Genomic DNA, 26,282 nt, shown 5'->3' with positions numbered 1-26,282 from the left:
CCGCGGGCCCGGTCAGCCTCATCAGAGGCGTTCGCGCAGAAAGTCCACAAAGGCCCGGGTACGTGCCGAGCGTCGGCGGTCGCTGCTGAAGACTGCGTTGATGGGCAGGGCGGTTGGTTGGTAATCCTCAAGCAGCTGCGACACGGCTCCCTGACGCAGGTCGGCGGCAAACAACCACTGGGGTGAAAGGCAAATGCCCAGGCCCGACAGCACCATTTCCCGAATGGCCTCGCTACTGTTGCTGGTGACGTTGCCCTTGATCGTCACGCAGTGTTGCCTGCCTTCCTGGTCGAAACGCCAGGTGTCGTAGTGCTCCAGCAGTGTAAAGCCCAGGCAGTTATGGTGGATCAGATCCGCCGGCTCGAGCGGCGTGCCGTATCGCTGCAGATAGGCCGCAGACGCGTAGACCCGGCGCGGACTGTCGCCGAGGGAGACGGCCACCAGCCCTTCGTTCTTAACCGCGCCGATGCGAATGGCCAGATCGATGTTTTCCTTCAGCACATCTTCGTTCTGGTCATTGAGCCGCAGGTCGATCCGCACCTTGGGATGGCGCGCCAGGAACTCGCCCAGCAGCGGCGCGATGCATAGCCGCCCGAAGCTGACTGGCGCCGCCACACGCAAGGGGCCGGCGATCTCTTCCTGTCCGCTGGCGAAACTGAGCCGGGCCGCGTCCAGGCTGGCGAGTATCTCCTTGCTTTGCGCGTAGAAACGCTGGCCCTGGTCGGTCAGCGCAAGCTGGCGGGTGCTGCGGGCAAGCAACGCGCCACCCAGATGCCGCTCCAGCGCACGGACCTGCTTGCTCACCGCCGGTTGGCCCAGGTTCAGTTCCCTGGCGACAGCCGAGAACGAGCCGCGCTCCACCACCCGTACGAATACCTGCATCGCGTCGAACAGATCCATCGGAATTTGGCCTCTTCATGGAATAAAACCTATCCGTGCTTGCTTACTTATCGGAATGCATCGTGGGTTGCAACATGTACTCCACCCACTCATTGGAGGTCACTGACATGAACGACACCATGCTCGCCGCCATCGCTGAAACCGCCCAGGCCCCTTTGGTCGTCCGCCCTGTTGCCCGGCCCGTGCCCGGCAAGGGACAGGTCTTGATCAAGGTCCATGCCGCCGGCATCAATCCGCTGGATACCAAGATAGCGACGGGAGGCGGCGCCCATGCCCGTCAACCGCTGCCCGCAGTGCTGGGAATCGACCTGGCCGGCACGGTCGTCGAGCTGGGCGATGGCGTCACTGACTTCACCCGTGGAGATGAGGTATTTGGCATGGCTGCCGGAATCGGCGGAATCCAGGGCGCCCTGGCCCAATACGTTGCCGTCGATGCGTCGCTGATCGCACCCAAGCCCCGGTCGATGAGCATGCGTGAAGCAGCAGCCTTGCCGTTGGTCTTCATCACGGCCTGGGAAGGCCTGGTCGATCGCGCCAACGTCCGGGCCGGTCAACAGGTGCTGATCCATGGCGGCGCCGGCGGTGTCGGCCAGATGGCCGTGCAAATCGCCAAGGCCCGAGGCGCCAAGGTCTATGCCACCGGCTCGGCCGGCAGCCTGGACTTCATTCGCGAGCTGGGGGCCACCGCCATCGATTACCGGATCCAGGACACCGACAGCTACGTGCGCCTGCACACCGATGACGAAGGCTTCGATATTGTCTACGACACCGTTGGCGGCTCGACCCTGGATGCGTCGTTCAGCGCCGTGAAGGCGTACACCGGTCACGTGCTCAGTTGCCTGGGGTGGGGGCAGCACAGCCTGGCACCGCTGTCGTTTCGAGGCGCGAGTTATTCTGGGGTGTTCACCTTGATGCCCCTGCTGACCGGCAAGGGGCGCGAGCACCACGGGCAGATCCTGCGGCAGGCGGCGGCACTGGTCGAAGCCGGACAACTGCGGATCAAGGTGGACGTACATCGGTTTGGCCTGGACGACGTGAACGACGCGTTCAAGCAAGTGGCCCAGGGGCTTGGCGCAGGGAAGACGGTGGTTGACATGTGAGCCATGGAAGCCAGCAAAGCCCAGTCTCCAGGACCTGGGCTTTGCTGGCTTGATGACGTTTCGCTGAAAAAATGCGCATGCAAGTGAAAAAGGTGACGTGAGAAACGCTCGGCTCCCTTAGAATGCCGCCGGTTTTTACTCTTCACTTTCCAGGGACGAATTCAGACATGCGCGTTTTTGCACTGTTGCTTGCCGCTTGCCTCATGGCGGGCTGTGCCTCCAAGCCGGACTACTATATTTCTCCCGCCCCCCTGACCATCCCCAAGACCGCCACCTATTGGATCGACACGTTCAATGTTGAAGTCGTAGGCAAGAACGAGCGTTTTCTGCCTGACGACAAAGTCCGTGACCAGCTGCACTCCGACCTGATCGTCCGCCTGCTCGACGGTAATCGCTATGCCGACAGCAAGGAAACCGCCGATTACCTGCTGGATGTGAACGCCGTCTACACACGCCGTATCCAGGACACCCAGGGCGGCTTCATGAGCAAGATCGTTGCCGACGGCACGTACCTCGCCAGCGTCGATTTCAGCTATCAGGTCAAGGTCAAGAAGGCCGGTGCCGAAGTACTGCACTTTGCCCAGGCCCGCGAAGGGCTGATGCCTGCAGGCGCGATGGGCCAGATGCAGAATATGAAAAGCATGATGGGGGCGCTGACCAACAAAGGTAATGCCGACGTCGAGGGTTACTACACCGGGGTGCTGAGCCGCTTTATCGCCGATGACCTGCAGGCCATTCCGTCCCGCTAGTCGGTTTGCATGCCTGGTCGCCTTCGGGGGGCCGGGCCTGCGATTGCAGAGCGCCGTAAAATAATGCCCGGCACTTAACCCGAATCCCCGATACCCCTCGTCTGAGCTTGTGAACGGATCATTCATTCACGAGGTTCAGCCCATGTCCCGTCCCTGTCCATTCCTGCGTCCCGCTGCCCAGGGCTTTGCCATGACCTTATTGGTGATGCTGGCCGGTTGTGGGTTGTCTTCCCGAGAGGCCCCCAAGCCGGTCGAACCGGTGGCTCCCAGCCCGGTGCTACAAAACGAGGCTGCCCACACTCGCCAACCGCTGACCAAGCGCATGGCCGCCCCGGTATCGGTGGTCGCCCCGAGTGTGGCGAACGATGCCATCGTCGGGGATTACCGCACCGAACCGCGGGAGCAATACGAGAAGCTGCCGGATAACCCTGTCCATAGTGTCGCCGAAACCCCCGTGTCGACCTTCGGTGCGGATGTCGACACCGGCAGCTATGCCAATGTGCGACGTTTCCTCAATCAGGGCCGCCTGCCGCCTGAAGGCGCTGTGCGACTGGAGGAAATGGTCAACTACTTTCCCTACGATTACGCGCTGCCCACCGACGGCTCGCCGTTCGGCGTGACCACCGAGGTAGCACCCTCGCCCTGGAATCCTCATACCCGTCTGCTGCGCATCGGCATCAAGGCTTCCGATCGTGCGGTGGCGGAGCTGGCGCCGGCCAACCTGGTCTTTCTGGTGGACGTTTCCGGTTCCATGGATCGTCGCGAGGGCCTGCCGCTGGTCAAAAGCACCTTGAAGCTACTGGTGGACCAACTGCGCGACCAGGATCGTGTGTCCCTGGTGGTGTATGCCGGCGAATCGCGGGTGGTGCTCAAACCCACCTCGGGTCGGGACAAGGCCAGGATCCGCACTGCCATCGATCAACTGAACGCGGGCGGTTCCACCGCTGGCGCCTCGGGCATCGAGCTGGCGTACCAGCTGGCCCGGGAGAGCTATATCGACAACGGCATCAACCGCATCCTGTTGGCTACCGATGGCGACTTCAACGTCGGCATCAGTGACTTCGACAGCCTCAAGCAGATGGCGGTGGACCAGCGCAAAAGCGGCGTGTCCCTGACCACGCTGGGTTTTGGCGTGGATAACTACAACGAACACCTGATGGAGCAACTGGCCGACGCCGGGGATGGCAATTACGCCTACATCGACAACCTGCTCGAAGCGCGCAAGGTGCTGGTGGACCAGCTCAGCTCGACCCTGGCGGTGGTGGCGCGGGATGTGAAGCTGCAAGTGGAGTTCAACCCGGCCCAGGTCAGCGAATACCGTTTGCTCGGTTATGAGAACCGTGCACTGAAGCGCGAGGATTTCAACAACGACAAGGTCGATGCCGGCGAAATCGGTGCCGGGCACACCGTGACGGCGTTGTATGAAATCGTGCCCAAGGGCGAGCAGGGTTGGCTGGAGCCGTTGCGCTACGGCAGCGTTGCCAGGCAGGACGTTCAATCGGGGGAGCTGGCCATGTTGCGGGTACGCTACAAGCCCGCCGAGGGCGGTGTCAGCCGGTTGATCGAGCATCCTGTGGTTGCGGCGCAGGAAAAGGGCGAGGCCAGCGAAGACTTGCGCTTCTCGGCCGCCGTGGCCGCCTTCGCCCAGCAGCTCAAGGGCGATGGACGCTACACTGGCGCCATGAGCTTGAAGGACACCGCTCGACTGGCCCGCTCCGCCCGGGGCGATGACCCGTTCGGGCTGCGTGCCGAGTTCGTGCAGATGGTCGAGTTGGCCCAGAGCCTCAAGCCTGCGGCCAAGCACTGATCCCAAGCACAACGAGGACCAACTGTGGGAGCGAACCTGCTCGCTCCCACAGTTGGCCCTTGTTGTCTGCAAGACTGCGTCCACACCGAAAGGAGTTCGCCACCCACATGCCCGCTACGATGGATTCTCCCAGCGACGAATCGCTGCTGGCCCGTTACCGCAACGGCGACGGGGCATGTTTTGAAGCTTTGTACGCCCGCCATCGGCAGGGGCTTTATCGTTTCCTACTGTCATTGAGCAACAAGGCCGAGCTGGCCGAAGAGGTCTTCCAGGACACCTGGCTCAGCCTGATCCGCAGTTCCACCCAGCCACAAGGACAGGCGAGTTTTCGTACCTGGTTGTTCCAGATTGCGCGCAATCGCTTGATCGACCACTGGCGCAAACACGGCGTTCATAACCCGCTGCACGACAGCTACGACGAACAGCTTCACAGGCAACCCGACGACGCCGACGGTCCCGAACGGCAGTTGAGCCTGAGTCGCGACCAGGCTCGCCTGGACGCTGCCTTGCAGGCCCTGCCCGAGGATCAGCGGGAAGTCTTCCTGTTGCGCCTGCACGGCGAACTGGAACTGCCACAGATCGCTACCCTGACCGGCGCCCCGCTGGAAACGGTGAAAAGCCGCCTGCGTTACGCCCAGCAGAAATTGCATCGGCTGCTGGCCGATGAGGTACCCGCATGAACGACTCCAGACACACCCAGGATCCCCAGGACGACCTGATGATCGAGCATTTTCGCGAACATGCCGGCGGCGAGCCGCCCGCCTCGCTGGACGCATTCATCCTGGCCGCCGCCCGCCGCGAGGCGCCGGCACCCAAGCCGAGCCTGTGGCAGCGCTGGCTGCTGGCCTGCCAACGGCCCCGCTGGCAGGTCGCGTTCGCCAGCCTGGCCGGTGTGGCGCTGATGATCGGCCTGGTACTGCGCGCGCCTGAGCCCCGGCAAGCGCCAGCAACGCTGGACTTTTCCGCCGACCGACAGGCCCCTGCGGTTATCGCGGAGGCACCACCCCCTGCGCCCGCTCCCGCGCCAATGGCGCGCATGGCGCCCCAGGCGGAAATGGCCCAGGTCCCCGCGGATCGGCCCGCGGCGAAGATGAGCAAACCCGCCGCACCGCTGTCGCTGGAGAACGAGCTGTTGGAAATCCTGCGCTTGCGCCAGGCGGGGCAGAACAGGGCTGCCGATGAGAAACTGCTGGCGCTGCACGCGCGCTTTCCCCAGGAAGACCTGCCGGCGCGGTTGGAGGCGTTGCAGGGGCGTTAAGGCTTTTTCGACGCCCACAAAAAAGCCCCAGGTCTGGCGACATGGGGCTTTGCTGTATATGGCGCACCAGGCGGGATTCGAACCCACGACCCCTGCCTTCGGAGGGCAGTACTCTATCCAGCTGAGCTACTGGTGCAACGCGGGCGCCATGATACTCATAAGCATGCCGGGCGTCCATGCTGCTGATTCGCCGGTGTTTTCCTGCCCTTGGGCGGGCATCGGCTACGCTGATCAGAAAAAACAGGCAAATTCGGCTTTTTCGTTCTTTTTTTCGAACAGCCTATTGTCCTTCACCCCTATCGGCCCTAGGATTCGTTTGAGATTTCAAACGCTCTTGTCTGGGTGCTGAACCGCACGTCTATGCTTGTTGTGCGTTATTTCTGTGCTTCAGCCCGGTGAATGATTTCCCTGACGGCAGCCCATAAGGCGCCTTTCTACAACTCTAATTCGCTCCGCGTGCGCGCGGTGCTGTTAAGGAAAGCCGACATGCAGCTTAAAGACACCCAGTTGTTCCGCCAGCAAGCCTTTATCGATGGCGCTTGGGTCGATGCGGACAATGGTCAGACAATCAAAGTCACCAACCCGGCTACGGGCGAAGTGCTGGGCACGGTGCCGAAGATGGGCGCTGCCGAAACCCGTCGCGCGATCGAAGCCGCCGACAAGGCGCTGCCGGCCTGGCGTGCCCTGACCGCCAAGGAACGCGCCAACAAGCTGCGCCGCTGGTATGAACTGCTGATCGAAAATCAGGACGACCTCGGTCGTCTGATGACCCTGGAGCAGGGCAAGCCGTTGGCCGAAGCCAAGGGCGAAATCGTCTATGCCGCTTCCTTCATCGAATGGTTCGCCGAAGAAGCCAAGCGCATCTACGGCGACGTGATTCCCGGGCACCAGCCCGACAAGCGCCTGATCGTGATCAAGCAGCCGATCGGCGTGACCGCCGCCATCACCCCTTGGAACTTCCCGGCTGCGATGATCACTCGCAAGGCCGGCCCTGCCCTGGCCGCGGGTTGCACCATGGTCATCAAGCCGGCGTCCCAGACGCCGTTCTCGGCCCTGGCCCTGGTGGAGCTGGCGCACCGTGCCGGCATTCCACAGGGTGTACTGAGCGTGGTCACCGGCAGCGCCGGCGACATCGGTGGCGAGCTGACCAGCAACCCCATCGTGCGCAAGCTATCGTTCACCGGCTCCACCGAGATCGGTCGCCAACTGATGGCCGAATGCGCCAAGGACATCAAGAAAGTTTCCCTGGAGCTGGGCGGCAACGCGCCGTTCATCGTGTTCGACGACGCAGACCTGGATAAGGCCGTCGAAGGCGCGATCATCTCCAAGTACCGCAACAACGGCCAGACCTGCGTCTGCGCCAACCGTCTCTACATCCAGGATTCGGTGTACGACGCCTTCGCGGAAAAACTCAAGGCGGCAGTGGCCAAGCTCAAGATCGGCAACGGCCTGGACGATGGCACCACCACCGGTCCGCTGATCGATGAAAAAGCCGTTGCCAAGGTGCAGGAACACATTGCCGATGCCGTCGGCAAAGGCGCGACCGTATTGGCCGGTGGCAAGCCGATGCAAGGCAACTTCTTCGAGCCGACCATCCTGACCAATGTGCCGAAAGACGCTGCCGTGGCCAAGGAAGAAACCTTCGGCCCGCTGGCGCCGCTGTTCCGCTTCAAGGACGAAGCCGAAGTGATCGCGATGTCCAACGACACCGAGTTCGGCCTGGCTTCCTACTTCTATGCCCGCGACCTGGGCCGTGTGTTCCGCGTGGCCGAGGCCCTGGAATACGGTATGGTCGGCGTCAACACCGGGTTGATTTCCAACGAAGTCGCGCCGTTCGGCGGCATCAAGGCTTCGGGCCTGGGCCGTGAGGGTTCCAAGTACGGCATCGAGGACTACCTGGAAATCAAGTACCTCTGCCTGGGTATCTGATCCGCTTCAAGCGCAAAGGGCACGAGAGCGCTGTCCCTTTGCGTGCTTCACCCGTTCTGTTTCTTGCGGCCGGAACCCCGCGACAGTCGATCATCGCATGCTGTCGCCGTGGCCTCCCCGCCGCGTATTCCTTTACCCGCGCCGCCCTGAGCTGCGAATGAGGACTGTAATGAGCAAGACTAACGCTGACTTGATGGCCCGCCGCACCGCTGCTGTTCCCCGTGGTGTCGGCCAGATCCACCCGATCTTCGCCGAATCCGCGAAGAACGCTACGGTAACCGACGTCGAAGGCCGTGAATTCATCGACTTCGCCGGTGGCATCGCCGTGCTGAACACCGGCCACGTGCATCCGAAGATCATCGCCGCGGTGACCGAACAGCTGAACAAGCTGACCCACACCTGCTTCCAGGTCCTGGCCTACGAGCCGTACGTGGAACTGTGCGAAAAAATCAACGCCAAGGTGCCCGGTGATTTCGCCAAGAAAACCCTGCTGGTGACCACCGGTTCGGAAGCCGTGGAAAACGCCGTGAAGATCGCCCGTGCCGCCACCGGCCGTGCCGGTGTGATCGCCTTCACCGGTGCTTACCACGGTCGCACCATGATGACCCTGGGCCTGACCGGCAAGGTCGTACCGTACTCGGCCGGCATGGGCCTGATGCCAGGCGGCATCTTCCGCGCGCTGTACCCGAACGAGCTGCACGGCGTGAGCATCGACGATTCCATCGCCAGCATCGAGCGCATCTTCAAGAACGACGCCGAGCCACGTGACATCGCCGCGATCATCATCGAGCCGGTACAGGGCGAGGGTGGCTTCTATGTGGCGCCCAAGGAATTCATGAAGCGTCTGCGCGCCTTGTGCGACCAGCATGGCATCCTGTTGATCGCGGACGAAGTCCAGACTGGCGCCGGCCGTACCGGTACCTTCTTCGCCATGGAACAGATGGGCGTTGCCGCCGACCTGACCACGTTCGCCAAATCCATCGCCGGCGGCTTCCCGCTGGCCGGTGTGTGCGGCAAGGCCGAATACATGGATGCCATCGCACCGGGTGGCCTGGGCGGTACCTACGCCGGTAGCCCGATTGCCTGCGCCGCCGCGCTGGCGGTAATGGAAGTCTTCGAAGAAGAACACTTGCTCGATCGTTGCAAGGCCGTGGGCGAACGTCTGGTCAGTGGTCTGAAGGCCATCCAGAAGAAGTACCCGGTGATCGGCGAAGTCCGTGCCCTGGGTGCGATGATCGCCGTGGAGCTGTTCGAGGATGGCGACTCCCACAAGCCGAACGCTGCGGCTGTGGCGCAGGTGGTGGCCAAGGCTCGCGACAAGGGGCTGATCCTGCTGTCCTGCGGTACCTACGGCAACGTCCTGCGCGTGCTGGTGCCACTGACGTCGCCGGATGAGCAACTGGACAAGGGCCTGGCCATCATCGAAGAGTGCTTCTCCGAACTCTGATGCCCCGGGCTGTGCGTTGATCCACAAAAAACCCGCTGCGAAGCGGGTTTTTTCATGCCTGGGTGCCGATGCCGGGATTTTGAGCTGTCTGGAATGGCTGCCATTGTCTAAGGTGCATGTATGGCAAGGGAGCGATGCTGCATGACTGCTGTGGATTTACCTGCTGTACCCCGTGTTCTGATCGCCGAGGCCGACCCGGCGTCCCGGGAGCTGCTGGAGGAGGTGCTCTCGCACGTGCGCTGCGATGCGCAGGTGGACACCTGTGACGAAGGGCGCAAGGCCCTTGAGCTACTGGCGCACAGTCCATACGACCTGGTGATCGCCGACTGGGAACTGCCGGGCGTGGATGGCCTGAGTATCCTGCGCGGGCTGCGCAACCAGCAACGCACGCCGGTATTGCCGTTCATCCTGGTGAGCCGGCGCAACGACACCGCCAGCGTGCGTGAGGTGTTGCCGCTGGCGCCGACGGCGTATCTGACCAAACCTCTGAACCGGGAAAACCTGACCCAGCGTCTGCAAGGCTTGTTGGTAAGCGGTGCGCAAGAAGCCCCTGGCGATGCGCCGGCTCCCGGCACGGCGCAGACCCTGGGTGCGTTTCTCGAACGTCGGCGCGATCTGTCCGAAGGCGCGCCGCTGCTGGCCGATGTGCAAGTGGCGATCAAGCGCAGCCTCAACCCCGGCGGACTGGACCTCAAGCTGCTGGAGGAGGAGCTGCGCACCGATCCGCAGATCACCGCCGTGCTGATCGCGGCGGCCAACAGCGCCGCCCAGCATCAGGGCGGCGGACCGGTGCAGACTGTCGCCCAGGCATTGCACCAGCTCGGCACCGGCCAGAGCATGAACCTGATCCTCGGCCTGACGCTCAAGCGCTGTGCCCGACTCAGCGTCCCATGCCTGGCAGAGTACGCCGAACGTTATTGGGCGTTGTCGCTGCACACCGCCGAGTATGCCCGGACAATCGCCCGGTTGCTGGACCTGGAGCCGGAGCGCTGTTATTGCGCCGGGCTGCTGCATCGCCTGGGCGAGCTGGCGGTGCTGCGTTGCCTGGAGGAGTGGAAGCAGGCCGGTGGCGAACTGGATGAGCCGGAAGAAGTGGGAAACGCCCTGGAACGGCATGGCGCCGGCTTCGGCTCGGCATTGCGTACCCGCTGGCGCCTGCCGTTGGAACTGCGGGAGCTGATCGCGGCGGTCTATGGTCTCGGGGGCGGGGTGTATTCGCGTGAAGCGCTGGTGATGAACATGGCGGCGCAGATGGCCCGCCTGACCGAGCACGAGGGGCTCGAAGAACTGGCTCGAGGCCGTACGGCGCGTTTGCTGAAGATCGGGTTGCCTGAGTTGATGCGCTTGCGCCGAAAATAGGCTGACCCGCCAACTCTCCAGGACGCAGGTTACTCAGGCGGCGATGATGCGATTCTTGCCCTGGCGCTTGGCCTCGTACATGGCGGCGTCGGCGCGGGAGAACAGGTTGTCGAGGGACTGGTCTTCGTCGGTGATGCCTGTCAGGCCCTGGCTGACGGTAATCCCGAAGCCCTGCTCCCCATTGCGGAAGGTCAGGCGCTGGATTTCCCTCTGCAGACGCTCGGCCACCTGCATCGCCATGTCTGGAGGGCAGCCGGGAAACACCGCCGCGAATTCTTCGCCGCCAATGCGCCCGAACAGGTCGCCACGTCGGAGCACGGTCCGCCCGCATTCGGCGATTTTCTGCAACACGATATCCCCTTCCTGATGGCCGTACGTGTCGTTGATCACCTTGAAATCATCGATATCCAGCAACAGGAAGGCCATGGGGGTTCCCTGCAGTCGTGCCTGCTCGAATTCGCGGTGGGCGCATTCGAAGAAGTGTCGACGGTTGCTGCTCTGGGTCAGCACATCGGTGGTGGCCAACCGTTGCAGCTCGCTTTCCAGCAGCTTCTTTTCGGTGATGTCTTCGGCGATGCCGACCACGATCACCGGTTGTCCCGAGTCGGCCTGGCGGTTGATGAAGCATTTGTCGCTCAGCCAGCGGATCTGGCCGTCGGCGGCGATGATGCGGTATTCGCGGTCTTCCACGGCCCCCTTCACCAGGACTTCGGCCAGGCTGCGTTCGGCGTAGTCCAGGTCGTCGGGATAGATTGCATCGCGCCACTCATTGAAATCAGCCAGTACCAGGCCGGCGGGGCGACCGAAGATCCGCTCGTAGGCGGGGCTGACGTACAGTAGCTGCCGGGTTTCCCAGTTGAACGCCCAAAGCACCGCATTGACGCTGACCAGCAACGAGCTGAACAGTTGTTCGCGTTCGCTCAGGCGCGCCACCTCGCCCTTGGCATGCATGAGCGCCATGAGCATCTGGGCCGCTTCCGGCCAATGAGGTTGGGATGAATCCTGCAGGTTCTTGTCGACCATCGGCACAAATCTCAAAGAGCGTGCAGTGTTGTAGGTTCGCACGCGCTTGCTCCAAAGCCCGCCTGGATGGCGAAGTGCTCTTGAGATAGGGGATTGCGGGCGAAGTTCCTTTTCAGGCGACGAAGGGCGGGGGCAGTCAACCAAGTCATGACTGCTGAACCTGTGGCGAGGGGTTCATCCCCTCACCACAGATGAGTGTCAGGCCGTGGCGGGACGCAGCGAGTAGGTCTTGAGCTGGTCGGCAAAGTCCCGCAGGGACTGGATGCCGCTGGCTTCGGCTTCGTGGACCCACTCCTTGATGGCCGCGAGCATGTCGTGGCCATTGCTGCTTGTCTTGACCCAGATCTGCTGCAAGGCCAGCCGTTTCTCGTAGATTGTCTTCAGCGCCTGGCTGTGCTCCAGCATGTTCTGGATGCGCACATGGTGGCGGTCATCCAGCAGGCTGGTTTCCCGCGACAGCAGGCGTTTGGCCCGGTGGAACTGGTGGCGTACCGAGTGATCGACCTTTTCCAGCTCCTGCTTGACCAGCGGCGCGATGACCAGCCGGCGGTACTGGGCCATGATCTGGAAACGGTTGTTGAGGATCGCCATGGCGGTGTCCATGTCCAGGTGTCCCTTGCCCTTGATCCGGTGGGCGATGGGCGCGACCCGCTGGACCTTGGCCAGGCCCAGGAAGCTGAATACCCGAATCCAGGCCCAGCCCAGGTCGAATTCCCACTTGCGAACCGACAGCTTGGCGGAATTGGGGTAGGTGTGGTGGTTGTTGTGCAACTCTTCGCCGCCGATCAGGATGCCCCACGGTACCAGGTTGGTGGCCGCGTCGCGGCACTCGAAATTGCGGTAGCCCACGGCATGGCCCAGGCCATTGACCACGCCGGCGGCCCAGACCGGAATCCACATCATCTGGATGGCCCAGATGGTGATGCCGATGGTGCCGAACAGCAACAGGTCGATCAGGCCCATGAGTGCCACGCCCAGCAGCGGGAAGCGACTGTAGAGATTGCGCTCGATCCAGTCCTCGGGGCAGTTCTTGCCGTAGATGCGCAGGGTCTCCGGGTTTTCCGCCTCGGCGCGGTACAACTCGGCGCCTTTGCGCAGCACGGTGGAGAGCCCCTTGACGACCGGGCTGTGGGGATCGTCGACGGTTTCGCACTTGGCGTGGTGCTTGCGGTGGATGGCGGTCCACTCGCGGGTGTTCTGCCCTGTGGTCAGCCACAGCCAGAAACGGAAGAAATGTTTGAGACCGGCATTGAGCTCCAGGGAGCGATGAGCCGAATAACGGTGCAGGTAGACCGTGACGCTGATGATCGTGACATGGGTCATCAGCAGGGTGACCGCCACCAGTGACCAGGGCGACAAGCCAAGAAAACCTTCGTACCACATAGGCTATAGGGCCCTCGATAAAGATAGAAACAGCCGCTGCATTATCTCCGGCCCTGCAGATAAAACCAGTCGGCCTTTCAGATAAGAGTGGCAGAATGTTTCTTCCTCTATAATCCCGGCCTCTTGGTAGGGACATGGACGACCGATGACTGTTTATCACCGTATTGCCTTGCGGGGCACACTGCTCTATCTCGTGCTGTCAGTCGTCTGGCTGCAGTTGGTTGGTTATTTATTGAGCAGTTTCTTCGATCAATCCGCCGACAGGCTTCGCTGGCAACTGATCAACGGCTATACCTGGATCCTGATCAGTGCCGGGCTGATGTTCCTTGTATGGGTACGCAGATCCCGGGCGGTGGGAGAGGGTGTGCCGCGCGCCGATCGCGAGCGCCTGCGCCAGGCTGCCGCTGTCTTCGATTGCACCCGCGAAGGGGTGCTGGTGACAGACCGCGACGGCCTGATCGTGCACGTGAACCGAGCCTTCATGGCGATCACCGGTTATGACCGGGGCGAGGTGCTGGGCCAGCGTCCGAGCCTGTTCAAGTCAGGCCGTCACGGCCTGGACTTCTACCAGGACATGTTTGCGTCCCTGGCAAACAACGGTGAGTGGAGCGGCGAGATCTGGAACCGGCGCAAAAGCGGTGAGATCTACCCGCAATGGCAGACGATCCGCGCCATCACCGACGACAGCGGCCAAGTCAGCCAATACGTCGCGGTGTTTTCCGACATCAGTGCGATCAAGGATTCTCAACATGAGCTGGCCCACCTGGCCCATTACGACCCGCTGACCGGCCTGCCCAACCGCGTGCTGTTCACCGACCGTGCGGAACAGGCCCTGGCCTCGGCGCAACAGCACAAGCGTGGTTGTGCGCTGCTGCTGGTGGACCTGGATCATTTCAAGAACATCAACGACAGCCTGGGGCACACCATCGGCGATGAGTTGCTCAAAGGCGTGGCCGAGCGCTTCCGCGGGCTTTTCGCGCCGGGCGTCACCCTGGCGCGCCTGGGCGGCGACGAATTCGCCGTGCTGCTGGAAAACTGTTCCCAGCCCGGCCAGGCGGCAGTCCTTGCCCAGCGCATCCTCGATGGCTTGAGAGAGCCGTTGCGGCTCGACGGCCATGCCCTGTTCATCAATGCCAGCATTGGCATCAGCCTGTTTCCCGGCGATGCCCTGAACGCCGGGCAACTGCTGCGCAATGCCGACTCGGCGCTGTTCAAGGCCAAGAGTGCCGGACGCGACGGCTACGCCTTGTACACCGAAGAACTCACCGCCCATGCCCAGCAACGTGTGGAAATCGCTTCCGAACTGCGTCGCGCCCTCCAGCAGCAGGAATTGCGGGTGCATTACCAGCCGGTGCATGACTTGACCTCCGGTCGCCTGATCGGTGTCGAGGCGCTGGTGCGCTGGGAGCATCCTGTGCGTGGGCTGATATCGCCGGCGGGGTTCATTCCCATCGCCGAGCGCACCGGCCTGATCGCCCAGATCGATGCCTGGGTCATGGCCAAGGCCTGCCAGCAGATGTGCCAGTGGCAGCGGGAGGGCGTGGTGCTGTCGTTCGTCGCGGTAAACGTATCCAGTCGATTGTTTGCCCATCGCGAACTGTATGAACAGGTCGCCAGTGTGCTGCATGACACGGGTCTGGATCCGGCGTTTCTGGAGCTGGAAGTGACTGAAAGCGCGGTGATGGATGACCCTGAGGTGGCGCTGGAGCAGATGCATCGCTTGCGGGAGTTGGGCGTGCGGCTGGCGATCGACGATTTCGGCACCGGCTATTCGTCGTTGTTGCGGCTCAAGCGCTTGCCGGTGCAGAAACTCAAGATCGACCAGGGCTTCGTCGCCGGGTTGCCGTGGGATGAGGATGACGCGGCTATCGTCCGGGTGATCATCGCCCTGGCCCGAAGCATGGGCATGCAGGTGCATGCCGAAGGCATCGAGCAGCGCGAGCAGGCGGCTTTCCTGCTGGAGCAGGGCTGCGGATTGGGCCAGGGCTACTGGTTCGGCCGGCCCGTGCCCATGCAGCAACTGGATTGGGCGCACGCTCCAGCCATCGCTTGAGGCTACAGCAGGCTGCTCGCGATGGCGGATCGGCAGGGGAAAAGCGCCTGGCTCCTGATGAGCAGGCTCGCTTCTGACGCTACCTGAAAATTGGTTATATAAAAATTCTTAAATAGTATTTTTAAGAATATCCCGCCTTATCTAGTATGGCTCCCACGCCACGCGCAGTGCCGCCCACTGCCCGGCATCCATTCAAGGAGCAGCATGATGAGCGCATCCCTACGTAGCGTTGACGGCCAGGACGAAGCAACCATTTTGCGGGAGATCCAGAGCGCATTGCGCGATCTGCGTTTCGGCGCGGTGGAAATCACCGTGCATAACGCGCAGGTGGTCCAGATCGAGCGCAAGGAAAAATTCCGTCTGCAGCAGCCCAGTCATAAACCGAGCTGAAGGATCGCCGCCTGCGGCTGCCTCTACCGGGGGCTTGGCGTAGAGAGCTGCCGCAGGCAGCGGTCTTTTCTTCGGGCAAGTCGATTTCAAAAAGCCATAAAAACCAGAATCCCAGGAGCTTTCACCATGTCGTCGATTCGTCGTTATGCCTTGGCCGCACTGGCCAGCGCTGTTTTCGCGGGTTCCGCGGTTGCCAAGGATTACGAGCTGCTCAATGTGTCCTACGACCCGACTCGCGAGCTGTATCAGGATTACAACGCCGAATTCGCCAGTTTCTGGAAGAAAGCGCACCCGGACGACACCGTGAAGATCCAGCAATCCCATGGTGGTTCGGGCAAGCAGGGCCGGGCGGTGATCGATGGGCTGCGGGCCGACGTGGTGACCCTGGCCCTGGCCGGGGATATCGACGAAATCGCCAAGCTGGGCAAGTCCCTGCCGGCGGACTGGCAGACGCGCCTGCCTGAGGCCAGCACGCCCTACACCTCCACCATCGTATTCCTGGTGCGCAAGGGCAACCCCAAGGGCATCAAGGACTGGGGCGACCTGATCAAGAACGACGTGTCGGTCATTACCCCGAATCCCAAGACCTCCGGCGGCGCTCGCTGGAACTTCCTCGCAGCCTGGGCCTATGGCCTGAAGGCCAATGGCGGAGACGAAGCCAAGGCCAAGGAATACGTGCAGGCATTGTTCAAGCACGTACCTATCCTCGACACCGGTGCCCGCGGCTCGACCATTACGTTTGTGAACAACGGCCAGGGCGATGTGCTGCTGGCCTGGGAAAACGAAGCCTTCCTGGCATTGAAAGAGGACGGTGGCGCCGACAAGTTCGACATCGTCGTCCCATCGCTGTCGATCCTTGCCGAACCACCGGTGGCGGTGGTGGACAAGAACGCCGAGAAAAAGGGCAACCTGGAGATCGCCGAAGCGTACCTCAAGCACCTCTATAGCCCGGCCGGACAGGAAATTGCCGCGAAGAACTTCTATCGTCCCCGGGACAAGGAAGTGGCGGCCAAGTACGCCCGGCAGTTCCCGAAACTGGAGCTGGTGACCATCGACAAGGACTTCGGTGGCTGGAAAACCGCCCAGCCGAAGTTCTTCAACGATGGCGGCGTGTTCGACCAGATCTATCAGGCGCAGTAAGCTGCGGTCTGTCTTAGTGTCTGCCAGTTAAGCCACAAACTGTGGGGGCGAGCTAGCTCGCGATGGCGTCGGTTCACGCATCGATGTTGGCTGATGCACCGCTATCGCGAGCAAGCTCGCTCCCACAGTAAACCAAGGACCTCTATGTCGCGTCGCATATCCCCCGTCATACCCGGCTTCGGGCTGACGCTGGGCTACACCCTGGTGTACCTCAGTCTGATTGTGCTCATACCGCTGGCGGCCATGTTCGTGCATGCCGCCCAACTCACCTGGGATCAGTTCTGGACGATCATTTCGGCGCCACGAGTGCTGGCGGCGCTGAAACTCAGTTTCGGCACGGCACTGTGTGCCGCGATCATCAATGGCGTGATCGGCACGCTGCTGGCCTGGGTGTTGGTGCGCTACACCTTTGCAGGCCGCAAGGTCATCGACGCGATGATCGACCTGCCATTCGCCCTCCCCACCGCCGTGGCCGGTATCGCCCTGACCGCCTTGTATGCGCCGACCGGCCTGGTCGGCCAGTTCGCCACCGACCTGGGCTTCAAGATCGCCTACACCCCGCTGGGCATCACCCTGGCGCTGACCTTCGTGACGCTGCCGTTCGTGGTGCGTACGGTACAGCCGGTGCTGGCCGATATTCCCCGTGAGGTGGAAGAGGCGGCGGCCTGTCTTGGTGCCAAGCCCTGGCAGGTGTTCCGCCACATCCTGATGCCGGCGTTGCTGCCAGCCTGGCTGACCGGCTTCGCCCTGGCCTTTGCCCGTGGCGTGGGCGAATACGGCTCGGTGATTTTCATCGCCGGCAACATGCCGATGAAAACCGAGATCCTGCCGTTGCTGATCATGGTCAAGCTCGATCAATACGACTACACCGGCGCCACCTCCATCGGCGTGCTGATGCTGGTGGTTTCCTTCGTCCTGTTGCTGCTGATCAACTTGCTGCAGCGGCGCATCGAAACCCCTTGAGGAGGCGCGAAAAATGTCCCAATCGTCCATTGCCGCCGCTTCCACCAACGCAGCCCGTCGCGGCAGCGCGGTTTCGCGGCGCATCCTGATCGGCCTCGGCTGGCTGATCTTTGCACTGTTTTTGCTGTTGCCGTTGTTCATCGTGGTGTCCCAGGGCCTGAAGTCGGGCCTGGGGACGTTCTTCGCGGCGATCCTCGAACCCGACGCCCTGTCGGCGCTCAAGCTTACGGTGATCGCGGTGCTGATCTCGGTACCGTTGAACCTGGTATTCGGCGTCAGCGCCGCCTGGTGCGTGAGCAAATACTCGTTCCGCGGCAAGAGCATGCTGGTGACCCTGATCGACCTGCCATTCTCGGTATCGCCGGTGATCGCGGGCCTGGTCTACGTGCTGATGTTCGGCGCCCAGGGCCTGTTCGGGCCGTGGCTGTCGGACCATGACATCCAGATCGTGTTCGCCTTGCCGGGCATCGTGCTGGCGACAATTTTCGTCACCGTTCCGTTCGTGGCCCGGGAGCTGATCCCGCTGATGCAGGAACAAGGGACCCAGGAAGAAGAAGCCGCGCGCCTGCTGGGGGCCAATGGCTGGCAGATGTTCTGGCATGTCACCGTCCCGAACATCAAGTGGGGCCTGATCTACGGCGTGGTGCTGTGTACCGCCCGGGCCATGGGCGAGTTCGGCGCGGTGTCGGTGGTGTCCGGGCACATTCGCGGGGTGACCAACACCCTGCCGCTGCACGTCGAGATTCTCTACAACGAATACAACCATGTGGCCGCGTTCGCCGTGGCGAGCCTGTTGCTGATCCTGGCGCTCTTGATCCTGCTGCTCAAGCAGTGGAGCGAAAACCGAATCAACCGCCTGCGCGCCAGCGCCGCGGAGGAATAAGTCATGTCCATCGAAGTCCGTAACGTCAGCAAGAATTTCAATGCCTTCAAGGCCCTGGACAATATCAGCCTGGACATCCAGAGCGGCGAGCTGGTAGCGCTGCTGGGCCCGTCGGGTTGTGGCAAGACCACGCTGCTGCGGATCATCGCCGGCCTCGAAACCCCTGACCAGGGCAACATCGTGTTCCACGGCGAGGACGTGTCCGGCCATGACGTGCGTGATCGCAATGTCGGTTTCGTGTTCCAGCACTACGCCTTGTTCCGCCACATGACGGTATTCGACAACGTCGCCTTCGGCCTGCGGATGAAGCCCAAGAACCAGCGTCCGAACGAAAGCCAGATCGCGACCAAGGTTCACGAACTGTTGAACATGGTGCAACTGGACTGGCTCGCCGATCGCTACCCCGAGCAGCTGTCCGGCGGCCAGCGCCAGCGTATCGCCCTGGCCCGCGCCCTGGCAGTGGAACCGAAGGTGCTGTTGCTGGACGAACCATTCGGTGCCCTCGATGCCAAGGTCCGCAAGGAGCTGCGTCGCTGGCTGGCGCGGCTGCACGAGGATATCAACCTGACCTCGGTGTTCGTGACCCACGACCAGGAAGAAGCCATGGAAGTGGCTGACCGGATCGTGGTGATGAACAAGGGGGTGATCGAGCAGATCGGCTCGCCGGGGGACGTCTACGAGAACCCGGCCAGCGATTTCGTGTACCACTTCCTCGGCGACTCGAACCGCCTGCACCTGGGTGAGGATCGGCATGTGCTGTTCCGTCCCCATGAAGTCTCGCTGTCGCGCTCGGAACTGGAAGACCACCATGCCGCCGAGGTGCGGGATATCCGTCCGCTGGGGGCGACCACCCGGGTGACTCTGAAAGTGGAAGGCCAGAGCGAGCTGATCGAAGCCGAAGTGGTGAAGGATCACGACAGCCTGGTGGGCCTGGCCAAGGGCGAGACGCTGTTCTTCAAGCCGAAGGTCTGGCAGAAAGTCGCCAACCTGTGAAGGCGGCGCTGATCCCTGGGGGAGCAAGCCCGCAATGGATCGGCCTCGTGGGCAGATTCCGGATTCACTTCAATCCTTGTGTGGGAGCGAGGCTCGCCTGCGATGGCGTCCTCGCTGTTCGCTGCGATCCGAATAATGCCGCCTGGCTTTGCTTCGATTGATTCTATTTCTGCCGCAATTCTCTCATCAAACCCTACCTAGACTCTGACCTGCCAGGAGGCAAGTAAGAGTCCACGACGGACCGGTGATTTCTCCTGGCACCCTGATGCCAAGGAGAGAAAGCATGAGAATGGAAGTCAGTCGGCATGGCCCGCTGGGCTGTGCCTTGTTGAGTGTATTGCTGTGCCCGTCCGCCAGCGCCGCCCCCGCGCTATCACCGCAGATACCCTTCGATGTCACGGCCACCCAACCGATCTCGCTGGCCAGCCTGCAGGACAATTTCGACACGCTGTCGTGGCAGACCTTCATCGCCCTGAACTGGCCTGCGCTGGATAACGGCGCTCCCGACACCGGCACTTCCATCGGGAAACAGGATGGAGCCACGGTCTGGGAGAGCTGGAAGGAGAGCTACCAGATCTTTCGTGCCAAGGGGCAGGCGCCCTTGCCCTGGGACGCTCCGGCGACACTTCCTGAAGTCTGCAAGCAGCTCAAGCCGGGCCGCCTGTTGCAACAGATGGGCAAGGTCCCCGACGTGCTGGATGAGTTCATCCAGCCCTTCGAAAGCGGCCCGCTGGTGGATCAGAACGGTGTCTATACGCGCAACGAAATCGTGGTCAATCAATCGATGTTCAACGGTATCGTCGACAACGGTCTGTACAGCATCGAAGGCCAGCAGAAGTTCTTCGCCAGCAACCCGAAAAACGCGGTGGCGTTCAGTTGTGGCTCCAACGACACGAGCCAGGTCGGTTCCGTGATGGTGAAGGCCTCGTGGAAGGTGCTGGGTGCCAATGACCGCCCGCAGGATTTCCACACGGTCGATGCGTTGGTCTACACGCCGGGCAACAGCGATCCGAGCCACGGGCCGATTGTCGAGCAGTCGTGTGCCTCCCAGTCGGTCGGATTGGTGGGCCTGCACATCGTCCACAAGACCGCCAGCGCACCGCAGTGGGTCTGGTCGACATTCGAGCATGTGAACAACGTGCCGGAGCAATCCACCCCAGTGGCGCAGCGGACAGGGCCGTACCTGTTCTACAACGCCTCCAGCGACAGTACGATCAACCAGCCCCCGCCACGGCCCTGGAACCCGGCTGTCAAGGCGACACCTTCGCAGATCGTGCGCGAGGTGCCGTTGACCGACGCCACCAAGGCCTTGAACACCACCTACCAGGCGCTGCTGCGCACGGTCAATCCGCAGAGTGTGTGGGCCAATTATCAATTGATCAGCACCCAGTGGCCGACCGCTACACCACAGCCCGACTGCCAGATCTCGGCCGCCAACCCCCTGGGCAATCCTGCTCCGTCGTTCCTGGCCAATGCCACGTTGGAAACCTACATCCAGGGCACCACGCCCCAGGCTTCCTCCAGCTGCATGGCTTGCCATGGCAACGCCGCTACTCATGTCACCGAATCTCCGCGTACCAGCTTCGCGGACTTCACCTATTTGCTCGAACGCGCACAGTCCACCACCGGACAAGGAGCCAAGCAATGAGCGTTGACCTGGACAATTTCGTCGGCCTGTCGTCGGCCCTGACCGGTATTCCCGTCGAACGCCTGGCGCCACAGCTCGATCCGGTGGGTTTGCCGCCGCTTTTTCTCGATTACGTCACCCCACGGATCACCCACGCGGTACTCGACCCGCTGCTGGCGCAATACGCCACGCTGGCGGCCGACAAGGTGCCGCCGGACGAGATCGCCCGGCGCGTGCTGATGGCCGGGACTGCGCCGGCGGCGACCCAGGCCGCGCAAGCCGCGCGAGCCATCATGAAACTGTGGTTTCTGGGTGTGTGGTACCAACCCTATGACGCCGGTAACTACAAAAAGGGTGACTCGGCGGTGGTATCCGACCAGGCCTACATCTACAGCTGGGCGTGGAAAGTGGCCCAGGCCCACCCCATGGGTTACAGCGAATCGTTCTTCGGCTACTGGAATGAACAGCCGTCGAGCCTGGAGGACCTGACCGGCGTACCCGCCAGCACGTCTTCCAAAGCACAACAAGGAGACCGGTCATGACTATTGAACAAGCCGAAGTAGTGATCGTAGGCGCCGGGTTGGCGGGCAGTATCGTTGCCTATCAACTGGCCATGGCCGGCGTGGAAGTGCTGGTGCTCGAGTCGGGACCGGAGATTCCTGCCAATCGGACGCAATACCTGGAGCGGTTCTACACCACCACGCTGAAAACCCCGGAATCGCCCTATCCACCGGTCACCACCCTGGACCCGCCCCGCAACCCGGCCGGCCAGAACGCCCCGCGTGCGACCATCGCCGACCTGATCCTGGGATGGGACAAACCAGAGGTCAGTTACCTGGTGCAAAAGGGCCCGATGCCTTTCACCAGCACTTATGAGCGAGTCGGCGGCGGGACCACCTGGCACTGGGTCGGGACCTGCCTGCGCATGGTGCCGAACGATTTTCGCCTGCGGTCCCTATACAACGTCGGGGTGGACTGGCCTATCGGCTACGATGACCTGCAGAGCGCCTATTGCCGGGCCGAAGCGGAAATCGGCGTCTCGGCCAACGTCGCCGACCAGGCCTACCTGGGCATGACGTTTCCCGAGGGCTATGAATTTCCCATGCACAGCATTCCGTTGTCCTTGGTCGACGGCAGTTTTGTCGCGGCGGTGACGGGGCAGACCTTCGATGGCTTGCCGCTGGTGGTCAGCCCGACGCCGGCCGGACGCAACTCCCAACCCTACGCGGGGCGCCGGGTGTGTGCCGGCAATACCAACTGCACACCGATCTGCCCGATCCAGGCCAAGTACGACGCCACCGTGACGATGAACAAGGCCCTGGCCACCGGCAAGGTCAAGGTGCTGTACAGGACGGTTGCCACCAAGTTGAACGTAGGGTTGGACGGCACCATCTTCGGTGTGGAATTCAAGCAGTATCAATTGGGTGATGGACCGATGACCGGCTTTGGCGAGGCCATTGCTCAACGTTATGTCATCGCCGCCCATGCCATCGAAACCCCCAAGCTATTGCTCAACTCCGCCACGCCCGCCTGGCCCAAGGGCGTGGCCAACAGCAGCGGTCAGGTGGGGCGTAACCTGGCCGACCACCCGATCTACCTGGCTTGGGGGCTGATGCCTGAAGGCAAGGCGATTTTTCCCTACCGTGGTCCCCTGTCCACCGCGGGTATCGAGAGCTTGCGTGACGGTGCCTTTCGCAGCGAACGCGCGGCGTGGCGTATCGAGATCGGCAACGAGGGCTGGAACTGGCCGGCAAACGATCCCTACGACACGGTGGCCGATTTTATCGACGGTACGAACAACAACGGCGTCAACCCGGTGAAGTCGGACCAAGACTCCAAAGCCGCTACCGAGGCGCTTTATGGAACAGCGCTGGTGCAAAAACTCAACGACATCTTCGTCCGGCAGTTCCGCATCGCGTTCCTGGTGGAGCAGGTGGAAGACGATCCGGATAACGCCAAGTGCTACATCGTGCCGTCGGCCGACTACAAGGACCTGCTCGGTATCCCCCGGCCGGAAATCCACTATGAATTGTCCAAGTACACCCAGAAGGGGTTCCTGGAAGCAAAACGGCTGGCCACTCACATTATCAAAGACCTGCTCGGCGCCGTGGAGCTGACCAAACCGCTTACGCCAGGGACGTTCACTTACGGAAACGAACCTATGAGCTTCCAAGGTGCCGGGCACCTGATGGGTACCTATCGCATGGGCAGTGACCCGGCCACATCGGTGGTCGACAAGGACCAGCGCAGTTGGGATCACAAGAACCTGTTCCTGGTGGGCGATGGTGTTTTCCCCAGTAGCGGGACCTCGAATCCGAGCCTGACCATCGCAGCGTTGTCGTTCCTGGCCGCAGACACCGTGGCCAACGACCTGAAGGCGGTGACGATGCAGGTCCAATCCAACGTTGCCTGGCAGGGCACCGGTGTGCAGGTCAACGGGTTGGTGCCGCGCCTGGTTCGCTACGTCAGCGGCTTATGGTGTGCCAGCCCGCAAGGCGGCAATGTCGATGGGAAGGGTGGTTCGAGGCACATCGACTACAGCAGCTATGCCTTGCCCGGTGCTGCCGAAGGCGCCCTGATCGGTCGTGTGGGCGACGGCGGAGCGCCGTTCCTGGTAGGGGATCTGGCGCAGGTTCCAGGAAACCAGCAAGGGGAACTGCAACTGTGCATCAATGATGATTTGACCGGGCAGCACGGAGCTGGCTTGAGCGATAACACCGGCGCCCTGACCATCCGGGTCGAGTTCGGTGCGCTGTAACGCTTGAGTGGTAAGGCCTAACTCCTGTGGGAGCGAGCTTGCTCGCGATAGCGGTGGGTCAGTCGGCACGGATGTGCCTGGCCGAGCGCAATCGCGAGCAAGCGCGCTTCCACAGAGGGGCAGTTGGATATGGCGTGTTCTTTTCACGCCGCCGAGCGCTGGTTGCGCATCGCCACGGGCCCGGCGCGCTCTTCGATGGCCCGCTTCAGGTCACCGCGAAGCCCCAGCAGGAAACCTGCTTCCACCACCACGAACAACGGCCCCACGATCAGGCCGGAGAGATCGTCGACGAATGCCGGCTTGCGGCCTTCGTAATAGTGGCCGACGAACTGGATCACCCAGCCCAGCACAAACATGCCCAGGCCGCTGACCAGCCACACAGGAGTGCTTTGCATGGCCAGGATCTGGCCCAGCCATACGGCCAGGCCCAGCAGTACGGTCATCAGCGCACCCAGGCGCAACTCCAGCCGCAGATAGAACCAGGCGCTGGCTGCCGCTACCAGGAGGGCCGGCGACAGCATGAGCGCACCCAACGACCAGCCCGGCCGCGACAGCAGCACGGCGACGGCGACGAAGATCAGCGGAATGCCAACGAAGTGAGTGGCGATATTGCGAGGATCGCGGTGATAGGTGGCGTATTGACTGAGATGATCGACGAGGCTTTTCATTGTTGTTCCTCCTGTGGTGATGCCCGCATGATGCATCAGGTCTTGCACGACGCTCTGTCAGTTAGCCGACACTTGTCCCGGAGTTTCCATGAATTCGCATCCCTGGCACTTACCGCTGATGGCCGGCCACTGGTACAGCCACTTGCCCGTTGAGTTACAGAGTAGCCTGCTGGACATGGCCCGCGAGCGCCGCCTGCTGCCAGGCCATCGGCTGTTCAAGCGCGGCGATCCGCCGTGCGGCCTGTATGCCGTGCTGGAAGGCGCGGTACGGGTAGGCGCGGTGAACGAGCAGGGTAAGGAGGCACTGCTGAGTGTGATCGAGGCGCCCCACTGGTTCGGGGAAATCTGCCTGTTCGACGGCCAGCCGCGGACCCATGACGCCGTGTGTGTCGGCCCGTGCACCCTGCTGCACCTGCCCCAGGCGGCACTGTTGGCGTTGCTGCAGGCGCAACCGGTCTACTGGCGGCATCTTGCGCTGTTGATGAGCCACAAGCTGCGCCTCACGTTCATCAACCTGGAGCACCTGAGCCTGATGCCCGCCCCGGCTCGCCTGGCTCATCGCCTGCTGCTGATCGCCGAAGGCTACGGCGAGACCGACGCGGTGCGCCAGGTCCTGCAACTGCCCCAGGAGCAGCTGGCACTGATGGTATCGCTGTCGCGCCAGACCACCAACCAGATCCTCAAGGACCTGCAGAGCCAGGGCATTCTTCACCTGGGCTATGGCGAGATCGAGATTCTCGACATCGAGGGTTTGCGGGCCCTGACCAGGACCTGAACGACGGCAGTTCGAGGCGCACGCATCCGGTTCAGCGCAGCCCCTCGCGAAACTGCCCCGGGGTCATGCCGGTCCAGCGCTTGAAGGCGCGGCTGAAGCTGCTGGCATCGGCAAAGCCCAGCAGGTAGCCGACTTCGCTCAGCGAGCACTGGGGATCGCGCAGGTGCAGCAGCGCCAGGTTCTCCCGGCATTCGTTGAGCAAGGCATCGAAGCGACAGCCTTCGTCGGCCAGGTGTCGTTGCAGGCTGCGCAGGCTCAGGTGCATGGTCTGGGCGATGCGTTCGGCGCTGGGTTCGCCTTCGGGTAACTGGGCCTCGATAGCGGCCCGCACCTTGCGTTCCCAGGTCAGTGGCTGGAGCTGGGCGAGGGTGCGCTTGAGTACCGTTTCGTTGTGTTCGGCCAATTCCGGGTTGGCGTCGTCCAGGTGCCTGTCGAAGTCGGCGAGGCTGAACTCCAGGCAATCCTGCGCGGCGGCGAAATGCACCGGCGAGCGGAACACTTTATGCCAGGGCTCGGGGTCCGCCGGCTCCGGCCGCCGCAGGTAGACTGCCAACGGCGCATAGTCGCGACCCAGCCGGTTGCGACAGGTGCGCACATAGATCGCGGCGAATGCATCGAGGGCTTCGAAGGCCGGGGCCGGGTGGTCCTGGGGCGTGTCGAGGCTGAAGCGGTAGCGGTCTTCACAGCGACGCAATTGCAGCGTCAGCGCGTCGCTGACCACCGGGTGGTAGCGCACGATCCGCTCGAACACTTCCCGCAGGCTGCCGCTGGCCACCAGGGCGTAACCCAGTGCGTGGAACGTGGTGGGACTGACGAAGCGCGATACCCGCAGGCCGATGGCCGGATCGCCGCTGGCCTGTACGGCCAGGGTCCACAGGCGACTGGTGCCCGAGAGCGGGTAGCGGGCGTTCGGGTCGTCCATCAATTGTGGGTCGAGGCCGGCCTCCAGGCACAGGGCGTGGCTGTCCAGCCCCAGCGCATCGAGCTGTTTGCGCAGGGCCCGGGTCCAGCTGGCAAGGGTGGTCGGTTCAGTCATGACAATTGGCGCTTGCGGTCAACAGGTTGGCGTCTACGGCT

At 62.5% G+C, this 26,282-nt stretch carries 23 protein-coding genes and 1 tRNA gene; 18 read left to right on the top strand and 6 right to left on the bottom strand.

Translation table 11 applies throughout. From position 1 onward, the window contains the following. Positions 1-21: 21 nt before the first annotated feature. A complete protein-coding gene (locus tag BW992_RS06295) occupies positions 22-900 on the bottom strand; it encodes a LysR family transcriptional regulator (RefSeq protein WP_072398959.1) in 879 nt (292 codons plus the stop codon). A 107-nt stretch (positions 901-1,007) separates the two neighbouring features. Between BW992_RS06295 and BW992_RS06290 the strand changes: the two genes are divergently transcribed. From BW992_RS06290 to BW992_RS06270, 5 genes are all read left to right on the top strand, one after another. Continuing rightward, positions 1,008-2,000 (top strand): zinc-dependent alcohol dehydrogenase family protein, encoded by a 993-nt coding sequence (locus tag BW992_RS06290; RefSeq protein ID WP_072432192.1) that lies wholly within the window; start codon positions 1,008-1,010, stop codon positions 1,998-2,000. A gap of 167 nt (positions 2,001-2,167) precedes the next feature. After that, positions 2,168-2,749, top strand: a complete 582-nt coding sequence (locus tag BW992_RS06285; protein ID WP_076405789.1) for a hypothetical protein — start codon at positions 2,168-2,170, stop codon at positions 2,747-2,749. 142 nt (positions 2,750-2,891) lie between these two features. Next, a complete protein-coding gene (locus tag BW992_RS06280) occupies positions 2,892-4,556 on the top strand; it encodes a vWA domain-containing protein (RefSeq protein ID WP_076405787.1) in 1,665 nt (554 codons plus the stop codon). 107 nt (positions 4,557-4,663) lie between these two features. After that, positions 4,664-5,236 carry an RNA polymerase sigma factor gene (locus BW992_RS06275; protein WP_072398963.1) on the top strand — a complete coding sequence of 191 codons (573 nt, stop codon included), beginning with the start codon at positions 4,664-4,666 and terminating at the stop codon, positions 5,234-5,236. Next, positions 5,233-5,814 carry a hypothetical protein gene (locus tag BW992_RS06270; RefSeq protein ID WP_072432194.1) on the top strand — a complete coding sequence of 194 codons (582 nt, stop codon included), beginning with the start codon at positions 5,233-5,235 and terminating at the stop codon, positions 5,812-5,814. The genes BW992_RS06275 and BW992_RS06270 overlap by 4 nt, the downstream gene beginning before the upstream one ends. Before the next feature lie 59 nt (positions 5,815-5,873). Here BW992_RS06270 and BW992_RS06265 read toward each other — a convergent pair. Then, positions 5,874-5,950: transfer RNA gene (locus BW992_RS06265), tRNA-Arg, on the bottom strand. Positions 5,951-6,300: 350 nt separating this feature from the next. On the opposite strand from BW992_RS06265, the gene gabD reads away from it, so the two are divergent. The 3 genes from gabD to BW992_RS06250 all read left to right on the top strand — a co-directional run bounded on the left by gabD (position 6,301) and on the right by BW992_RS06250 (position 10,549). Further along, on the top strand, positions 6,301-7,743 hold the full coding sequence (gabD, locus tag BW992_RS06260; RefSeq protein WP_072398965.1) for an NADP-dependent succinate-semialdehyde dehydrogenase: 1,443 nt from the start codon (positions 6,301-6,303) through the stop codon (positions 7,741-7,743). A gap of 169 nt (positions 7,744-7,912) precedes the next feature. After that, on the top strand, positions 7,913-9,190 hold the full coding sequence (gene gabT, locus BW992_RS06255) for a 4-aminobutyrate--2-oxoglutarate transaminase (RefSeq protein ID WP_072398966.1): 1,278 nt from the start codon (positions 7,913-7,915) through the stop codon (positions 9,188-9,190). Positions 9,191-9,331: 141 nt separating this feature from the next. Beyond that, positions 9,332-10,549, top strand: coding sequence for an HDOD domain-containing protein (locus BW992_RS06250; RefSeq protein WP_072432195.1), 1,218 nt, complete (start codon positions 9,332-9,334; stop codon positions 10,547-10,549). A gap of 33 nt (positions 10,550-10,582) precedes the next feature. Here BW992_RS06250 and BW992_RS06245 read toward each other — a convergent pair whose 3' ends face one another. Further along, a complete protein-coding gene (locus tag BW992_RS06245) occupies positions 10,583-11,572 on the bottom strand; it encodes a GGDEF domain-containing protein (RefSeq protein ID WP_072398968.1) in 990 nt (329 codons plus the stop codon). A 198-nt stretch (positions 11,573-11,770) separates the two neighbouring features. Beyond that, positions 11,771-12,955, bottom strand: a complete 1,185-nt coding sequence (gene desA, locus BW992_RS06240) for a delta-9 fatty acid desaturase DesA (protein ID WP_072432196.1) — start codon at positions 12,953-12,955, stop codon at positions 11,771-11,773. Positions 12,956-13,100: 145 nt separating this feature from the next. Between desA and dibA the strand changes: the two genes are divergently transcribed. From dibA to BW992_RS06195, 9 genes are all read left to right on the top strand, one after another. Further along, complete coding sequence (dibA, locus tag BW992_RS06235) at positions 13,101-15,008, top strand: phosphodiesterase DibA (protein ID WP_072398970.1); 1,908 nt, start codon at positions 13,101-13,103, stop codon at positions 15,006-15,008. Positions 15,009-15,215: 207 nt separating this feature from the next. Beyond that, positions 15,216-15,398 carry a sulfur starvation response protein OscA gene (gene oscA / locus BW992_RS06230; protein ID WP_003186967.1) on the top strand — a complete coding sequence of 61 codons (183 nt, stop codon included), beginning with the start codon at positions 15,216-15,218 and terminating at the stop codon, positions 15,396-15,398. A gap of 126 nt (positions 15,399-15,524) precedes the next feature. Beyond that, positions 15,525-16,538 carry a sulfate ABC transporter substrate-binding protein gene (locus BW992_RS06225; protein WP_076405785.1) on the top strand — a complete coding sequence of 338 codons (1,014 nt, stop codon included), beginning with the start codon at positions 15,525-15,527 and terminating at the stop codon, positions 16,536-16,538. A 144-nt stretch (positions 16,539-16,682) separates the two neighbouring features. Beyond that, positions 16,683-17,501: a sulfate ABC transporter permease subunit CysT gene (gene cysT / locus BW992_RS06220; protein WP_072398972.1), complete on the top strand. Its 819-nt coding sequence runs from the start codon at positions 16,683-16,685 to the stop codon at positions 17,499-17,501. Positions 17,502-17,514: 13 nt separating this feature from the next. Continuing rightward, on the top strand, positions 17,515-18,384 hold the full coding sequence (gene cysW, locus BW992_RS06215; protein ID WP_072432197.1) for a sulfate ABC transporter permease subunit CysW: 870 nt from the start codon (positions 17,515-17,517) through the stop codon (positions 18,382-18,384). A gap of 3 nt (positions 18,385-18,387) precedes the next feature. After that, the gene (locus BW992_RS06210) at positions 18,388-19,377 is read left to right on the top strand and encodes a sulfate/molybdate ABC transporter ATP-binding protein (protein WP_072398974.1); all 990 of its coding nucleotides are present in this window, start codon (positions 18,388-18,390) and stop codon (positions 19,375-19,377) included. A 283-nt stretch (positions 19,378-19,660) separates the two neighbouring features. Beyond that, positions 19,661-21,025: a cytochrome C gene (locus tag BW992_RS06205; protein WP_072398975.1), complete on the top strand. Its 1,365-nt coding sequence runs from the start codon at positions 19,661-19,663 to the stop codon at positions 21,023-21,025. After that, on the top strand, positions 21,022-21,546 hold the full coding sequence (locus tag BW992_RS06200; protein WP_076405783.1) for a sorbitol dehydrogenase: 525 nt from the start codon (positions 21,022-21,024) through the stop codon (positions 21,544-21,546). Before BW992_RS06205 ends, BW992_RS06200 begins: the two co-directional genes overlap by 4 nt. Further along, positions 21,543-23,762, top strand: coding sequence for a GMC family oxidoreductase (locus BW992_RS06195; RefSeq protein ID WP_076405781.1), 2,220 nt, complete (start codon positions 21,543-21,545; stop codon positions 23,760-23,762). The genes BW992_RS06200 and BW992_RS06195 overlap by 4 nt, the downstream gene beginning before the upstream one ends. Positions 23,763-23,905: 143 nt before the next feature. On the opposite strand, the gene BW992_RS06190 is transcribed toward BW992_RS06195, so the two are convergent. Next, positions 23,906-24,430, bottom strand: coding sequence for an Mpo1 family 2-hydroxy fatty acid dioxygenase (locus BW992_RS06190; protein ID WP_072432201.1), 525 nt, complete (start codon positions 24,428-24,430; stop codon positions 23,906-23,908). Between the two features lie 88 nt (positions 24,431-24,518). Between BW992_RS06190 and BW992_RS06185 the strand changes: the two genes are divergently transcribed. Next, complete coding sequence (locus BW992_RS06185) at positions 24,519-25,205, top strand: Crp/Fnr family transcriptional regulator (RefSeq protein WP_072398979.1); 687 nt, start codon at positions 24,519-24,521, stop codon at positions 25,203-25,205. A gap of 31 nt (positions 25,206-25,236) precedes the next feature. Here the strand turns inward: BW992_RS06185 and BW992_RS06180 are convergent, their stop codons facing one another. Then, positions 25,237-26,241, bottom strand: coding sequence for an AraC family transcriptional regulator (locus BW992_RS06180; RefSeq protein WP_072432203.1), 1,005 nt, complete (start codon positions 26,239-26,241; stop codon positions 25,237-25,239). Between the last annotated feature and the right edge of the window lie 41 nt (positions 26,242-26,282).

The sequence above is a fragment of the Pseudomonas sp. 7SR1 genome (assembly GCF_900156465.1).
In the GTDB taxonomy this organism is placed as follows: Bacteria; Pseudomonadota; Gammaproteobacteria; order Pseudomonadales; family Pseudomonadaceae; genus Aquipseudomonas.
This window is presented reverse-complemented; position numbering and strand designations above follow the sequence as displayed.

What these genes read in the sequence shown, in the direction of transcription:
- BW992_RS06295 (WP_072398959.1), bottom strand. Translation starts at nt 900, where the DNA reads ATGGATCTGTTCGACGCGATGCAGGTATTCGTACGGGTGGTGGAGCGC.
- cysW (WP_072432197.1), top strand. Translation starts at nt 17,515, where the DNA reads ATGTCCCAATCGTCCATTGCCGCCGCTTCCACCAACGCAGCCCGTCGC.
- BW992_RS06200 (WP_076405783.1), top strand. Translation starts at nt 21,022, where the DNA reads ATGAGCGTTGACCTGGACAATTTCGTCGGCCTGTCGTCGGCCCTGACC.
- gabT (WP_072398966.1), top strand. Translation starts at nt 7,913, where the DNA reads ATGAGCAAGACTAACGCTGACTTGATGGCCCGCCGCACCGCTGCTGTT.
- BW992_RS06270 (WP_072432194.1), top strand. Translation starts at nt 5,233, where the DNA reads ATGAACGACTCCAGACACACCCAGGATCCCCAGGACGACCTGATGATC.
- oscA (WP_003186967.1), top strand. Translation starts at nt 15,216, where the DNA reads ATGAGCGCATCCCTACGTAGCGTTGACGGCCAGGACGAAGCAACCATT.
- BW992_RS06225 (WP_076405785.1), top strand. Translation starts at nt 15,525, where the DNA reads ATGTCGTCGATTCGTCGTTATGCCTTGGCCGCACTGGCCAGCGCTGTT.
- gabD (WP_072398965.1), top strand. Translation starts at nt 6,301, where the DNA reads ATGCAGCTTAAAGACACCCAGTTGTTCCGCCAGCAAGCCTTTATCGAT.
- dibA (WP_072398970.1), top strand. Translation starts at nt 13,101, where the DNA reads ATGACTGTTTATCACCGTATTGCCTTGCGGGGCACACTGCTCTATCTC.
- BW992_RS06185 (WP_072398979.1), top strand. Translation starts at nt 24,519, where the DNA reads ATGAATTCGCATCCCTGGCACTTACCGCTGATGGCCGGCCACTGGTAC.
- desA (WP_072432196.1), bottom strand. Translation starts at nt 12,955, where the DNA reads ATGTGGTACGAAGGTTTTCTTGGCTTGTCGCCCTGGTCACTGGTGGCG.
- BW992_RS06210 (WP_072398974.1), top strand. Translation starts at nt 18,388, where the DNA reads ATGTCCATCGAAGTCCGTAACGTCAGCAAGAATTTCAATGCCTTCAAG.
- BW992_RS06195 (WP_076405781.1), top strand. Translation starts at nt 21,543, where the DNA reads ATGACTATTGAACAAGCCGAAGTAGTGATCGTAGGCGCCGGGTTGGCG.
- BW992_RS06180 (WP_072432203.1), bottom strand. Translation starts at nt 26,241, where the DNA reads ATGACTGAACCGACCACCCTTGCCAGCTGGACCCGGGCCCTGCGCAAA.
- cysT (WP_072398972.1), top strand. Translation starts at nt 16,683, where the DNA reads ATGTCGCGTCGCATATCCCCCGTCATACCCGGCTTCGGGCTGACGCTG.
- BW992_RS06285 (WP_076405789.1), top strand. Translation starts at nt 2,168, where the DNA reads ATGCGCGTTTTTGCACTGTTGCTTGCCGCTTGCCTCATGGCGGGCTGT.
- BW992_RS06190 (WP_072432201.1), bottom strand. Translation starts at nt 24,430, where the DNA reads ATGAAAAGCCTCGTCGATCATCTCAGTCAATACGCCACCTATCACCGC.
- BW992_RS06280 (WP_076405787.1), top strand. Translation starts at nt 2,892, where the DNA reads ATGTCCCGTCCCTGTCCATTCCTGCGTCCCGCTGCCCAGGGCTTTGCC.
- BW992_RS06245 (WP_072398968.1), bottom strand. Translation starts at nt 11,572, where the DNA reads ATGGTCGACAAGAACCTGCAGGATTCATCCCAACCTCATTGGCCGGAA.
- BW992_RS06250 (WP_072432195.1), top strand. Translation starts at nt 9,332, where the DNA reads ATGACTGCTGTGGATTTACCTGCTGTACCCCGTGTTCTGATCGCCGAG.
- BW992_RS06205 (WP_072398975.1), top strand. Translation starts at nt 19,661, where the DNA reads ATGAGAATGGAAGTCAGTCGGCATGGCCCGCTGGGCTGTGCCTTGTTG.
- BW992_RS06290 (WP_072432192.1), top strand. Translation starts at nt 1,008, where the DNA reads ATGAACGACACCATGCTCGCCGCCATCGCTGAAACCGCCCAGGCCCCT.
- BW992_RS06275 (WP_072398963.1), top strand. Translation starts at nt 4,664, where the DNA reads ATGCCCGCTACGATGGATTCTCCCAGCGACGAATCGCTGCTGGCCCGT.